Source organism: Comamonas sp. NLF-1-9 (assembly GCF_019195435.1).
In the GTDB taxonomy this organism is placed as follows: domain Bacteria; phylum Pseudomonadota; class Gammaproteobacteria; order Burkholderiales; family Burkholderiaceae_C; genus Comamonas_C.
In genome coordinates this window covers 1,713,298-1,725,825 of sequence record NZ_CP078069.1, presented here as the reverse complement: position 1 = coordinate 1,725,825, position 12,528 = coordinate 1,713,298, and the positions used below count along the sequence as shown (strand labels likewise).

The 12,528-nt window shown below is 65.2% G+C and carries 14 protein-coding genes and 1 tRNA gene; 8 read left to right on the top strand and 7 right to left on the bottom strand.

What is annotated here, in order from left to right; genetic code table 11:
* Positions 1–105: 105 nt before the first annotated feature.
* From KUD94_RS08290 to KUD94_RS08260, 7 genes are all read left to right on the top strand, one after another.
* Positions 106–309, top strand: a complete 204-nt coding sequence (locus KUD94_RS08290; protein WP_255568666.1) for an AlpA family transcriptional regulator — start codon at positions 106–108, stop codon at positions 307–309.
* A gap of 54 nt (positions 310–363) precedes the next feature.
* On the top strand, positions 364–1,242 hold the full coding sequence (locus KUD94_RS08285) for a toprim domain-containing protein (RefSeq protein ID WP_218236554.1): 879 nt from the start codon (positions 364–366) through the stop codon (positions 1,240–1,242).
* Positions 1,235–2,788, top strand: coding sequence for a YfjI family protein (locus KUD94_RS08280; RefSeq protein WP_218236552.1), 1,554 nt, complete (start codon positions 1,235–1,237; stop codon positions 2,786–2,788). Before KUD94_RS08285 ends, KUD94_RS08280 begins: the two co-directional genes overlap by 8 nt.
* A 30-nt stretch (positions 2,789–2,818) precedes the next feature.
* Positions 2,819–3,517 (top strand): hypothetical protein, encoded by a 699-nt coding sequence (locus tag KUD94_RS08275; RefSeq protein ID WP_218236550.1) that lies wholly within the window; start codon positions 2,819–2,821, stop codon positions 3,515–3,517.
* A 30-nt stretch (positions 3,518–3,547) separates the two neighbouring features.
* A complete protein-coding gene (locus KUD94_RS08270) occupies positions 3,548–4,012 on the top strand; it encodes a terminase small subunit (protein WP_218236549.1) in 465 nt (154 codons plus the stop codon).
* Positions 3,996–4,439, top strand: coding sequence for a hypothetical protein (locus tag KUD94_RS08265; protein ID WP_218236547.1), 444 nt, complete (start codon positions 3,996–3,998; stop codon positions 4,437–4,439). The genes KUD94_RS08270 and KUD94_RS08265 overlap by 17 nt, the downstream gene beginning before the upstream one ends.
* Before the next feature lie 61 nt (positions 4,440–4,500).
* Entirely contained in the window at positions 4,501–5,625 is a 1,125-nt protein-coding gene (locus KUD94_RS08260) for a phage major capsid protein (protein ID WP_218236545.1), read from the top strand.
* 661 nt (positions 5,626–6,286) lie between these two features.
* On the opposite strand, the gene KUD94_RS08255 is transcribed toward KUD94_RS08260, so the two are convergent.
* Both KUD94_RS08255 and KUD94_RS08250 read right to left on the bottom strand, forming a co-directional pair.
* Positions 6,287–6,625, bottom strand: coding sequence for a rhodanese-like domain-containing protein (locus KUD94_RS08255; protein ID WP_218236543.1), 339 nt, complete (start codon positions 6,623–6,625; stop codon positions 6,287–6,289).
* Positions 6,626–6,642: 17 nt separating this feature from the next.
* Positions 6,643–7,350, bottom strand: coding sequence for a protein-L-isoaspartate O-methyltransferase (locus KUD94_RS08250; RefSeq protein ID WP_218236541.1), 708 nt, complete (start codon positions 7,348–7,350; stop codon positions 6,643–6,645).
* A 113-nt stretch (positions 7,351–7,463) separates the two neighbouring features.
* Between KUD94_RS08250 and msrA the strand changes: the two genes are divergently transcribed.
* The gene (msrA, locus tag KUD94_RS08245; RefSeq protein ID WP_370625898.1) at positions 7,464–8,015 is read left to right on the top strand and encodes a peptide-methionine (S)-S-oxide reductase MsrA; all 552 of its coding nucleotides are present in this window, start codon (positions 7,464–7,466) and stop codon (positions 8,013–8,015) included.
* Between the two features lie 37 nt (positions 8,016–8,052).
* On the opposite strand, the gene KUD94_RS08240 is transcribed toward msrA, so the two are convergent.
* The 5 genes from KUD94_RS08240 to galE form a co-directional block, all read right to left on the bottom strand.
* On the bottom strand, positions 8,053–8,649 hold the full coding sequence (locus tag KUD94_RS08240; RefSeq protein WP_218236537.1) for an energy-coupling factor transporter transmembrane component T: 597 nt from the start codon (positions 8,647–8,649) through the stop codon (positions 8,053–8,055).
* 2 nt (positions 8,650–8,651) lie between these two features.
* Entirely contained in the window at positions 8,652–9,389 is a 738-nt protein-coding gene (locus KUD94_RS08235; RefSeq protein ID WP_218236535.1) for an energy-coupling factor ABC transporter ATP-binding protein, read from the bottom strand.
* 83 nt (positions 9,390–9,472) lie between these two features.
* A tRNA-Ser gene (locus KUD94_RS08230) sits at positions 9,473–9,563 on the bottom strand.
* A gap of 51 nt (positions 9,564–9,614) precedes the next feature.
* The gene (locus KUD94_RS08225) at positions 9,615–11,444 is read right to left on the bottom strand and encodes a CotH kinase family protein (protein ID WP_218236534.1); all 1,830 of its coding nucleotides are present in this window, start codon (positions 11,442–11,444) and stop codon (positions 9,615–9,617) included.
* 22 nt (positions 11,445–11,466) lie between these two features.
* Positions 11,467–12,516, bottom strand: coding sequence for a UDP-glucose 4-epimerase GalE (gene galE, locus KUD94_RS08220; RefSeq protein WP_218236532.1), 1,050 nt, complete (start codon positions 12,514–12,516; stop codon positions 11,467–11,469).
* Positions 12,517–12,528: the final 12 nt, after the last annotated feature.

The window sequence follows — 12,528 nt, the reverse complement described above, 5'->3', positions numbered from 1 at the left end:
CGCAACGCTTGTCCAGCGCTTTGCCTTACCGACTGGACTCCTGCGCGCAATCCTTGGCGCCGTTGCACGCCGATGCACGCAACGCAACCCTTGGAGGAAAAGCACATGGAATCGACCAATCAGGCGCCGCGCCGGCTGGAAAGCGTTCGCAGCGTCGCACAGCGGATTGAGCGATCTGACCGCTGGGTCTGGTACGCGGTTCAACGCGGCGAGTTCCCGCAGCCTGTTCGCTTGTCCGCGCGGTGCACGCGCTGGGACAGCGAGGCCATCGATCGTTGGATCGCGCGGCAACTCGCAGCCGCCGAGTAGCCAACCAAAAAGCCGCTGGGCATTCGCAGTGCGCCAGCGGCCGGGAGTTGAAAATTGACCAATCAAATTATGCCCGCCGGCGCGCAGCCGGTCAACTTCGACGCCGCCTTGCAGGAGCTGCGCGCCGCCATGCGCGTGCGTGGCGTCGAGCCGTTTGCGGCACTCGACCTGGTGCCCGATGGCCGCCTGCGGCGCTTTCGCGTGGTGGGCGACAAGCCCGGCAGTCGCAACGGCTGGCTGGTTCTCCACGACGCCCCGCTGGCCGCCGTCTTCGGGTCTTGGAAATTTGGCAGCACGCACACATGGTCACCCAGGCGCGCCACGCCATGCAGCCCCGCCGAGTACGCCGCCATGCGCGAGCGTCTGCGCGCCGCCCAGGCCGCACGTGAGCGCGCATCTGAGCGCGATCAGGCAGACGCCGCCGAGCGCGCGCGCGTGCTGCTGGGGCGCTCGGCGCTCGCCCTGGCCGCGCACCCGTACCTGCTGAAAAAAGGGATCAAACCCCATGGGGCACGCATGCTGCGCGGTGACCTGGTACTGCCGCTGCGCGATACGGCCGGCAAATTGTGGAGCCTGCAACTCATTTCGCCGGATGGCGAAAAACGCTTTCTTGCCGGCGGGCGCACGCGCGGTTGCTATTTCCCGATCGGCGGCGCGCCAGTGGACACGTTGCTGATCGCCGAGGGTTTTGCCACCGGCGCGACTTTGCACGAGGCCACCGGCTGGCCGGTGGCCGTGGCCTTCAATGCCAACAACTTGGAGCCCGTGGCCTGCGCGCTGCGGGAAAAATTCCCGAGCGTGCGCGCGGTGGTCTGCGCCGATGACGATGCCGCCACGCCCGGCAATCCCGGCCTCACGCGCGCAACCGCAGCCGCTCGCGCCGTGGGCGGGCGTGTGGTGTACCCGAATTTTGGCGGGGTGCGCCATGGGTGACGCGAGCGATTTCAACGACTTGGCGCAGGCCGAAGGCTTGGAGGCCGTGCGCAGTCAGATAGCGCAATCGATCGCGCAGCAAGAACTTGATGCCTGGCCGCAGCCGACGATGGGGGCGACCTCAGCGCCCGAACTGACTGCCGATCTGCTGCCCGGCTGGCTGGGGCAGTTCGTGGCTGCGCTTGCCGCGGCAACGCAAACGCCCGTGACGATGTCCGCCCTGACGGCTCTGTCGGTGGTGGCCACGGCGGTGCAGCGCCGGCGCATGGTGCGCGTGCACGGCGGCTACATCGAAAGCTTGTCGTTTTGGAGCTTGACGGCTGCGCCGAGCGGCGCTCGCAAGAGTGCCGTTCTACGTTCGCTGCTGGAGCCGTTGGAGTACTGGGAGCGCCAGGCGCGCGAGCGCATGCGCCGGCCGATCGCAGACGTGAATTCCCGCATCATGGCCTGCGAATCCCGCATCAAAGGCTTGCAAGCCAAGATCGCCAAAACCGACGACGGCGAAGAGCGCGAGCGGCTGCGCCGCGAGATCGCCCATGAAGAGGAACAAATGCCGGAGCGGCTGTTCGCGCCGCTGGCGTTCAGCGGCGACGTGACCGTGGAGGCGTTGCAGCAAGTCCTGGTCGAACAGGGCGGGCGCGCTGCCGTGCTCGCGGCCGAGGGCGGGCTGTTCAGCACCCTGACCGCGTCCTATGGCGGTTCTGGCGGCCCGTCGTTGGACGTGTTGCTCGAGGGCTTTTCCGGCGGCGCGGTGCGCGTCACACGCGCAGGGCGCGCTGCCTATGTGGATCGTGCGGCCGTCGCGCTGGGCTTGCTGCTGCAGCCCGATCTACTCAACGAAGCGGCCGGTTCGACGCGCTTTCGTGCATCGGGCCTGATGGCGCGTTTTGCCTTCGCGCTGCCGGGGCAGTTCGTGGGCGGGCGCAACGTGCGCAAGTACAGCGCCGTGCCGGATGACGTGCGCCAGGCCTACGAGGCCGGGCTGGCCGGCCTGCTGCCCGACGTGGCGACCGAAGGCCCGCACACCAAGCCCGGCATCGTCATCCTGTCGCCTGGCGCGCTGGAGGTCTGGTTCCAGTTTGCGCAGTGGGTCGAGGATGAACTTGCGCCCGGCGCCGAGCTGGCCGCCATCAGCGATTGGGGCGCAAAGCTGGCCGGCCTGGCTGCGCGTGTGGCTGCACTGTTCGAGTTCGTCACCAGCGGCATCGATGCCCAGGAGGTTTCCGAGACCACCATGCAGCAAGCGGTGCGGCTGTGCCTGGCGCTGGTGCCCCATGCCCGGCTGGCCTTCCGGCTATTGGCAGCCGATCAGGCAGACCGCGACGCGGACTATCTGTTGCAGTGGGTGCTGCGCCAGTCGTGCGGCGAGTTCCTGCAGTCCGCCGCGCACCGCGAACTGCACGGGCGGTTCACCAAGCTGGAGCGCCTGCAGGAGGCCCTGCGCCGCTTGCAGGCCAACCGCTGCATCCGGCACACCACAAAGAAGAACCCAGGTGCTCGCGCCAGCTCCGTCTGGCTGATCAACCCGCGCCTGTTCCACCAGTAGTTCCAGAGATTGCAATAAGGTAATTTTGAAATGTTCTTTCTTTTCAATAACTTGCAAGCGTACAAGCCAAACCACCGGGAAAAACTGGAAAAACTGGAAAAACTGGAAAAACACCAGCTGGCGCGGCTTTGCGAGGGGGTGGGGGTTTGTGACGAACCGGAAAAACCGGGAAAAACCGAGCAGGACGACGGCCGGAGCATGGGTTTTTCCCGGTTCGTCACAAAGGGGGGGTGCCCGCAAACCCGCATGAAACCGTGTTATTCCAGTTTTTCCAGTTTTTCCCGGTGGTTCCGCTTGCGCGCTCGCGTGACCGCACGGTCGGCAAGGCAGCGCGCGCAGGCCATCAAGCGGCGCAGGCAGATTTGGGAGGCGTTGCATCCGGGTGAAGAGATGGGTGGGACAACTTGTCCCACCCATCAACCAGCAGACGCACTGGGCCGGAAGAAGTCGCCACAGCAAACGCAATCGTTCGCTGCCGACACGGCGGCGGTGTCTGGCGAGTCGAAGCGCGACATCAACCGTCACCTTGCCCGCGCCGATGCCCTTGGCGATGACCTGCGCCGCATCGCCGGCACCAGCCTTGACAAGGGCGTAGAGCTTGATGCGCTGGCCAAGCTGCCAGAGCCCGAGCGCGCCGCGCTGATCGAGCGCGCGCAGGCTGACGGGTCCTTCCGGGGGGGTGGCCTTGCGGGTAATCGCGACCCCGGCTGCGCGCTAGTGGGTGAGTAAATTTGTTGGAGTAATGCTATGGATTTTGCAGTGAGCATCACACAAGCCGAGCTAGGCCAGCTGATCGGCGTCACCCAGGGCCGCGTAAGCCAGTTGATCTCCGAGGGCGTCATCGCCGGCACCACGGTTGCCGATCAAGTCAGCAGCTACACCGCGCACTTGCGCGCCGTGGCTGCAGGTCGTGCCGATACGCCGGAGGTCACCAGCGAGCGCGCCCGTTTGCTGGCTGCCCAGGCCAGCCGCGAGGAGCTGAGGCTTGCCGAGGATCAGGGCGAGCTGATCCGCCTGCAGGTCGTGCGCGCCGGCCTTGCGTCGCTGCTGGCATCCACACGCGACCGACTGATGCAACTGCCTGCACGCCTGGCGCAGGAGCTGGCCGCAGAGAGCGACGCAGACGCGGTGCGCCGGGCGCTCGATGACGAGATACACGCGGCGCTGTACGACCTGGCCAGGGCGCCGGTTGTGATCGGAGGCGATCATGCAGTGGCTGATTGACGTGCTTGCTGGCGACCCCAGCCCCGAGGCCCTGGCACACCTGCAGCGCGCCTTCACGGCCTGGTCAAATGCTTCCGCGACGTGCGGCGCTGGCACCGGCCGAAAGCGCTTTCCCAGCCTCTCGCAATGCCTTGGCCTGCCCGCCAATCCAGAGCATGCGCAGCGCCAGGTGCGGGACTGGTACTTGCTGCAAGCCAGTGAGTTGGTAGGCGCAAACTTCGCTGATCGCGCGGTGCGGGCGCGGCGCCTGCATCAAGCCGTGCAGCGCTTCATGGCGCGGCAATGGCCGTGCTGGTGGGATTTGTCGGAGCCGCCCGCGCATGCCGATGCGCTGCAGAAAATGCTGTGGCACGCGGCGCGAGCCGGGGCGGGCCGGTTGCCAAAGACCCGGCGGCGCTACGGGCAGTTGCTCGCCGGAAGCAAGTAGCTGCATCCGCTTCGCGACGCGCGCGCGAAGATTGAGCCATCGTCAGCAAGTGCACAGAACAATGGTCAACTTCGCAACCCTTGGAAAATTGACGCGCGAGGTCAAGGCGGAAGCCGGCGCACAGGGAATTTTCGTTCGCAGCAATCGCGGCAGACTGAGCCTTGCTGACCTGATTTGCAGCCGCATGGAATACCCGCCGCGCCCGGTAGATCAGGGCGTTGTCGCAGCCTATGCCGACGTCAACGCGGCACTTCGCCGGCGCAGTGGCGATAGCCCGCTGGGCACGTGGGTGCCCCTGCTGGCGCTGACGCGCGATCTCTCGACGAGCAACACAGCAGCGCTTGTCGAAAACACGGTTTCGGGCGACGCCGAGGTAAGCCTGCTGCCGACCTCCGAAGTAGTCGGAGGCGGGGCCACCGTGATTTCCGGCCTGAAACGTGGAAGCCTTTCTCTGCCCTACTTGAACGGCGTCACCGGGGGCGCGGAGTGGGTTGGGGAAGGGGACTCGGCGGCGGCCACCACGACGCCCGCTTTTGAGCTGGCAACGCTTGTCCCCAAAACCATCACCATGGAGCTGATCGTCTCGCGCCGCTTGCTGGCAGATACCGAGATAGACTTGGACGGACTGCTGCGCCGGGAGATTGCAAACCGCCTTGGCGCCGCGATCGACTCGGCGGCTCTCAAGGGAGACGGGGTCAAGGAGCCCAAGGGGATATTGGGACACTCCGGCCTGAAGGTGCACAGCCTTGGCGCCAACGGCGGCGCGATCACATTCAAAGACCTGGTAGACGTTGAATTTTCCGTGGCAGCTGGCGCCGCTGGCGGCCTGCTAACGCCGCGCTGGCTGGTGAGCCCCAAGCTTGCGAAGAAGCTGCGCACCACCGCCAAGAACGACGCCTACATGCTGTTCGAGGGCGCCGATATTCTGGGCTACCCCGTGGCCATCTCGAGCGCGATGCCGGAGGACCTGACCAAGGGCTCTACGACCAACTGCGCGGCGCTGCTGTTTGGCGACCTGAGCGAGTTCTACGTCGGCTTTTGGGGGCCTGCGGCGGTCGATTTGATGGTCGACGCCGTGACCCTGGCCACGGATGGGGCGGTGCGCGTCATTGCCCGCGCGGAGGTGGGCATCGCGCCCAGGCGCATGGATGCTTTCTGCGCCATCAAAGACGCCACCGTGAGCTGATTTCAAAGATTCCCGGCTGGCGAGATAGCAGCGCCATAGCCAGCCGGGAGGGCATAGAACCATGGCGGTGCACCCAGGCCGAAGAGTTCTTGTCTTGCTCGCTGGCCGCGCTCCAAGGGACGCCTTACGGCTGCTAGGAGCAAGCAAGTGTTTGCGCGGCGGGAGCTGCAAAAAACACGGGCTGGCGCAGTCAGGAAAGACACGCCAGCCTAGCAAACCCGCGCCGCGCGCTACCCGAGCGAGGCAAGGCCACCAGCGGGCATTCCGACGGTCAACGGGATGAGGCGGTGGCCACCTTTTTGGTTGCGGTCGTGCACATGAATGCAGGGAGCCCGAGGGTATATTTCCGGGTATGCCTGGAATCAAAAAACAAGAAATCCAGCATTTATGCGGGTTTCAAGGCATCTTGTGCATCCCTTCGTCGCCAGGGATAGCTGAAATACCGTGCACTACCGTGCAAAAAGACCCCGCAAGATCAAAGACTTACGGGGTTTTTTAATGCACTGACGTGCAGTGCCGTGCACATGAAGGCAGGGGTCAAATGGGGTACTTTTTGGGGTATCTTTTTGCCAGTAACAGCTTCGTTGCAAAGATACCCGCAAATCAGCCCCATGCCCTTGTCTGACCTGGGCTGCCGCAAGACAGTTTGCGCGCCAGCAGCTCAGTAGCAGGGAATGTCCGGGTCAAGCTCGAGCGACCATGCATGGATGCCGCCCGCCACGTTGGCGACATCCTCGAAGCCCTGCTGCTGAAGATAAAGCGCTACCTGCATGCTGCGCCCGCCGAGATGGCACAGGCAGGCCAGCGGGCGGGTTTTGTCCAGTTCTGCCAGGCGCGCGGGCAGCGCTGCCATGGGGATGCTGATGCATTCCAGGCCGCGCGGGGCGACGTGCGCGCGTTGCAGCTCCCAGGGTTCTCGCACGTCGAGCAGCACGGGCTTGCGGTCGTGGCGGGCGGCCAGCCAGGCCTCGAGATCGCGAGGGCGCACCTGCGGGACCATGGCAGGCAGGCGTGCGCTCAGAACTTGAACTGAGACGGCTGCGGGAAGTGGCGCAGCCGCGCGGTGACCACGTCCCAGGGCTCGGTGGTGCCAAACCCCTTGCCGCTGCGTTCCATGAAGGTTGCGCGCATCATCGGTTTGAAGCCGACGATGGCACCGAGCCGGCCGCCCGGCGCAAGCAGGTCGAGCAAGGGCTGCGGCACATGGGCGACCGAACCGCTGAGCACGACCACGTCGTAGGGGCCGCCGGCGATCGCCTCGGCGCCGTTGGCATGCAGCACGCGCGCGTTGGTGATGCCAGCCTGGGCCAGGTTGGTGCTGGCCATGCGCACCAGCCGTTCTTCGATTTCGAGCGAGGTGACCTCTGCCGTCAGGCTGGCCAGCATCGCGGCCATGAAGCCCGAACCGGCGCCGATCTCGAGCACGCGGTCGCTGGCCTTGAGCTTGAGGTCTTGCAGCATGCGCGCCTCGACACGCGGCGCCAGCATGATCTGACCGAGCCGGATGGCTTCGACCGGGTCGTCGTGCAGCGGGATCTCCATGTCGGTGAACGCCATGTCGCGGTAGGGCGCGGGCACGAAATCCTCCCGGTGCAGGCGTTGCATCACTTCCAGCACTTGTGCGTCGGAGACGTCCCAGGGGCGCACCTGTTGCTCGATCATGTTGTAGCGCGCCTGCTCGAGGCGATCGCTGGGGTCGGCGAGCGTGTTCAAGGGCAGATTCATGCAGTTACTCCGAAGGCAGACCACGGCACGGTGGCAAACCTGCTATTTTAGGCAGTACGGTTGGCGCTGCGCCGCGGGAATCCGCCACGCTACAGCCGGTTTTCAAGGAGTGCATTGTGGCGAGCGAACAAGTCATCACGCTGGGCGGCGGCTGCTTTTGGTGTACCGAGGCGGTTTTCGAGCGGGTGCGCGGCATCACCGGGCTGCAAAGCGGCTATGCCAATGGCAAAGTGGGGCGCGCGCCGAGCTACGAAGAGGTCTGCTCCGGCAGCACCGGCTGCGTCGAGGTGGTGCAGTTGCGCTTTGATCCCTCGCAGATCAGCCTGCACAGCGTGCTCGAGATCTTCTTTGCCACGCACGACCCAACGCAGCTTGACCGCCAGGGCAACGACGTGGGTACGCAGTATCGCAGCGGCATCTATTACAGCGAGCCCGAGCACGGCCAGATCGCGCGCGCGATGGTGCGCAAGCTGGAGGCCGAGGGCGCGTACAACGCGCCCATCGTGACCGAGATCGTGCCGCTAGCCGCCTTCTGGCCGGCGGAAAGCTACCACCAGGAGTACTACCGCAACAACCCCAACCAGGCGTACTGCAGTTTTGTGGTGGCGCCCAAGGTGGGGAAGTTTCGCAAGGCCTTTGCCAGCCATCTGAAGGAAGGCGCATAGGGCGACGCTGAACAAGCCCCTCGCGCGTCGCGCAGCCTCAGTCCCGCCCCAGGCGCACGTAGAGTGCGTCGCCGGCGCTGCGCATGGTCTTGAGCATCTGCACGGTGAGGGGCGCAATCAGCCGCAAACCGCCGGCGCGGCCGGTGCGCACGCGGTGTGCTTCGGCAAGCTTTTTCCACTGGATGAAGAAATGCTCGGTAAAACGCAGCATCAAGGCCAGTTGCAGCGACAGCTGCTGCGGCCGCACGCCCAGCGGGCGCAGTGGCGCCAGCAGGCGCTGCAGCACTTCGACGATGTCGCTGCTGCGCGTGGTGGCCGTGAAGGCGATGCCGAGCATGCAGACGCTGGCCAGGCGCAAGGCGCTCGCCAGCCCCACTTGCCAGCTGCCCATCCAGGCGTGGAACGCCGCGACCAGCGCTGCCGCGGCGAGGACCGACGCCAGCAGCCGCCGCGAGCCCAGCGTGGCCTGTCCCAGGCTTGCATAGAGCGCCGTGCAGAACAGCGAAGCGGCGGCCAGCGCAGCGGGCTGGCTGGTGGCAAACAGCAACATCCCAGCCAGGGACAGCGCCAGCAACTTGGTTCCTGCGCGCCAATGGTGCAGCCAGGTGATGCATTCGCTGTAGAGACTGCCCATGCTCACGCGGCGCCGGCGGTGTCGGCAAATTGGCGCCGTGCCTGTGCCTCATACGCGGCGCAAATTTCCAGGCCAGGACCGTCGGCCCGCACCCGGCCGTCTTCCAGCCAGATCACGCGCCCAAAGTCGCGCACCGGATGCAGCACATGGGTCGAGACGATCACCTGCTGCGCGCAGCGGCCCACGTCGGCCTCCAGGCGCAACTGGCCCGGCAGGTCCAGGCTGGCGTAGGGCTCGTCGAGCAGCAGCACCCGCGGTTTGGCGAGCAGCATGGCCAGCCAGCACACCGATTGGCGCTCGCCCTGGCTCAAGGTGCCCATGGCTCTGTCGGCCCAGTGCAGCAGGCCGCGTTGCTCGAGAAATTGCAGCGCCCCGCGACGAGCTGCCTTGCGATCGCCGCCGTGGGCGCTGCTCCAGGACAATTGCAGTTCCTCCGCGACCGTCGGAAAGATGATCTGGTCGTCCGGGTTCTGAAACATCAGGCTTGCAAGCCGCCCGCCGCCGAGCGTATGGGTGCGGCGCGCGGCGTGGGCAGTTTGTCCGGCCCAGCTCAGGCTGCCTTGCTGCGGCGTGTCCAGTCCCACGAGCAGGCGCAGCAGGCTGGACTTGCCCGCTCCGTTGTGCCCGATCAGCGCGATGCGCGCTTCGTCCAGGTCGAGGTTCAGATTCTGGAAGATCGTGCGCTGGCCGCGGCGCAGGCCAATGTCGCGCAGCCGCCAGCCGGGGGAGGGTGCAGTCACTGTGCCGTGAAACAGGAGCGATGGGGTGCGATGCGGACCCGCCGAGGGCCGGGCCCGGATCAGCGGCCACGGGCTGGAAATTCTGGCGGAGAGGGCGGGATTCGAACCCGCGGTGGGCTATTAACCCACACACGCTTTCCAGGCGTGCGACTTAAACCGCTCATCCACCTCTCCGCGAAGCCCGCGATTGTAGTCTGTTCGGGTAGCGGAAACGGGTAGCTGCCCTCAATTGCACGGCGTGGCGCCGGGCATGTTCACGCAATGCACGCCAAACAACTGCGCGCCTTCCAGAGTGATGGTGTCAAAGCCATAGGTGGTGTGGCCTTGCGGGTCGCTGGCGAGCACCTTGATCAGATACTTGCCCGGCGCCAGCGCCCCGGCGTTCCAGTGCGTCCCGTCGATACCGTGTTGTTCACGCACGATGCTCGAAGGCGAAAACGGCGTCTGGCCCGTCTCGACCCGGGCGACCAGCGCGCTGTAGCGTATCGCTTGGCCCTGGGGGTGGAAAGGCTGAGGCCATCCCCATTCAATGTTCAAGGCGCCGCTGTCGTCCGCCCGCTCCGTCAGCCAGAAGGGCATGGGTCGCTGCAGGCTGTCCACGAAATCGCGGTAGTTGTCGTCAATCACTTCGACGAGCCTGGCGTATTCCCGGCTCCACTGGTCCATGGGTGCTGACGTATCGGTCGTGGAGACGGAGAGTTCACTGAGGTCGGGCTGCGTGGCAAGCAAGGGCTCGACCAATGGGCGGTAGCCGTCGAGCAGGGTCTTGATGTGGGCCCGCGTCAGGTACTTGTCGTGGATCTCATCGACAGCCGCCTTGAGCAAAGCCAGATTGCCCGGTTGCTCCATGAAGCGGCGGTGCAAGAGATTGATCCACCAATTGCTGATGCCGCGGTTCCAGTCGGGGTACTTTTCCACGCCAGGCTGGTCTGCATAGCCCAGCGCGCCGTCGTAATCCCAAGGTGTGAAGTAGAACTTCTCGCTTCCCAGCGGCTGATAGAGCCCGTAGTTCTGGTTCTGCGTATCCGAATTGCCAAGGAGAATGACCGATGCCAGCCAGCTCAGATAGTTGTTGGTATTGAAGTGGGTGCGGAAAACCGTGTTGAAGTCCTGGGTCTCGTCGCCGAGCGCGCGCGTCAGATGGACGATGGCGCGATGGTCGCCCGAATCCGATTCGATGGAGAGCACCTTTTCGAAATCCGGGCCCGCGTTGCCGTCGGGTTTCAAGGCAAATTCCCCTCCTTCGGGCATCTCGAAGCTGAAGTCCTCGGCCTTGTAGACGTTGGAGCCTGCCACCCAGCCACGGCGCTGCAGATAGTCCTTGCTGCCCATCTTTTCGACGTGGGTGTACAGACCCATGTTGACAGGGGTGCCCTGGCCGTCGTCATAGGACATGTGCACGAACTGGGTCCCGAGACTGGGCAGATGCGGCACGGTTTGCATCAGGTCGAAAGCCAGCTTGTTGCGCACCCGGCTCAGGTCAAATGGGTGCTTGTTCAACTGGAATGTGGTTTCGTTCATCCACTTGGCGCTGCCCGCCAGCTTGACCCGGTAGGACTTGAGCCTGGCCTCGCGCGTGCTGCTGCCGCGCAAGCGCATCCTGGCGTCTGATTCCCACGCCGAGGGGCCATCGCCGATCCGTGCGCGGACCATGATCTCGGGCTCACATTGGTCGGTCTTGCTGACGTCCAAGTTCACTGTATCGAGGGTCACCAGACCGTTGGGATAAGTGGCAACCGGCGGCGTGTCCTGCCTGGAGCACGTGCCATCGGCGGAGAAGTAATAGCCCGCGCCGCTGACCGGTGTTGGCTGATAGCGAAGTGCCATCTGCAGCAGCGAAGTGCCGGCGTATGGATAGCTAGCCGTTGTGGGGGCAGGCAGATCGTCGGCGCTGGGCACAAAGGGCAAGACGGGCGCAGGCTGGGGTAGCCCAGGGGCGTCAGGGTAGGGCTCGGCAACGCCGTCAACCATGCCGCCGCCGCAGGCTGCCAGCAATACGCAGGACAAGAGCGCCAGCGGGCGGTATCGCGGGGATGAAAGGGCAAGGCGTTTCATGAGGCAGCTTTCGCACGATGAGTCAGGCATTCGCCGAGGCGTCGTCGGTGTCCGACGTCCGGCCTGGATTCGATGGGTTCGCGTGGTTCTGCCAGCGCCAGGTGTCGCGGCACATGGCGTCGGTGTCGCGCCGCGCACGCCAACCGAGCAGGGTTTGCGCAAGTGAAGCGTCGGCCCAGCACTGCGCGACGTCGCCGGGGCGGCGTGCGGCAACGGTGTAGGGCACGGGTCTGCCGCTCGCGCGCTCGAAACTGGCCACCATGTCCAGCACCGAAGCCGGCTTGCCGGTTCCCAGGTTGACAGTCAGCATGCCTGGATGGGAGCGCAGGTAGTCAAGCGCCGCGATGTGGCCCTCGGCGAGGTCGCACACATGAATGTAGTCGCGCACTCCCGTGCCATCGGGCGTGGGATAGTCGTTGCCATATACGTTCAGGCGTTCCCTCTGCCCTGCGGCCACCTGGGCCACGTAGGGCATGAGGTTGTTCGGTATGCCCCGCGGGTCCTCGCCGATCAGGCCGCTTTCGTGCGCACCGACAGGGTTGAAGTAGCGCAGCCGGGCGATGCGCCAGCGTCCAGGCTCGGCGCGATCCACGTCTGCAAGGATTTGCTCCATCATGAGCTTGGTCCAACCGTAGGGGTTGGTTGCGCGCAGCGGCGCGTCTTCGCGAACGGGGACGCTGTCGGGGTCGCCATACACGGTAGCCGACGACGAAAACACCAGTGTGCGCACATCCGCCGCGGCCATGGCGCGCATCAGGGACATCGTGCCGCCGACGTTGTTGTCGTAATAATCCAACGGCTTCTCGACCGATTGCGCCACTGCCTTGAGCGCGGCGAAATGCACCACGGCGCTGATTCGATGCCGCGCAAAAATCTCTTTCAGCAAGGCACTGTCGCGCACGTCACCGCGGATGCACAAAGGGGCTTTTCCGGTGATGCTTGCGAGCCGCTCCAGCACCTGCGGATGGCTGTTGCTGAAATTGTCCAGCAGGACGCTGGCTTGTCCGGCCTGGGACAAGGCAAGGTACATGTGTGAGCCGATATAGCCGGCCCCGCCTGTCAAGAGAATCAAGAAAAAACCTCC

What these genes read in the sequence shown, in the direction of transcription:
- KUD94_RS08290 (WP_255568666.1), top strand. Translation starts at nt 106, where the DNA reads ATGGAATCGACCAATCAGGCGCCGCGCCGGCTGGAAAGCGTTCGCAGC.
- KUD94_RS08280 (WP_218236552.1), top strand. Translation starts at nt 1,235, where the DNA reads ATGGGTGACGCGAGCGATTTCAACGACTTGGCGCAGGCCGAAGGCTTG.
- KUD94_RS08275 (WP_218236550.1), top strand. Translation starts at nt 2,819, where the DNA reads ATGTTCTTTCTTTTCAATAACTTGCAAGCGTACAAGCCAAACCACCGG.
- KUD94_RS08265 (WP_218236547.1), top strand. Translation starts at nt 3,996, where the DNA reads ATGCAGTGGCTGATTGACGTGCTTGCTGGCGACCCCAGCCCCGAGGCC.
- KUD94_RS08260 (WP_218236545.1), top strand. Translation starts at nt 4,501, where the DNA reads ATGGTCAACTTCGCAACCCTTGGAAAATTGACGCGCGAGGTCAAGGCG.
- KUD94_RS08255 (WP_218236543.1), bottom strand. Translation starts at nt 6,625, where the DNA reads ATGGTCCCGCAGGTGCGCCCTCGCGATCTCGAGGCCTGGCTGGCCGCC.
- KUD94_RS08250 (WP_218236541.1), bottom strand. Translation starts at nt 7,350, where the DNA reads ATGAATCTGCCCTTGAACACGCTCGCCGACCCCAGCGATCGCCTCGAG.
- KUD94_RS08240 (WP_218236537.1), bottom strand. Translation starts at nt 8,649, where the DNA reads ATGGGCAGTCTCTACAGCGAATGCATCACCTGGCTGCACCATTGGCGC.
- KUD94_RS08225 (WP_218236534.1), bottom strand. Translation starts at nt 11,444, where the DNA reads ATGAAACGCCTTGCCCTTTCATCCCCGCGATACCGCCCGCTGGCGCTC.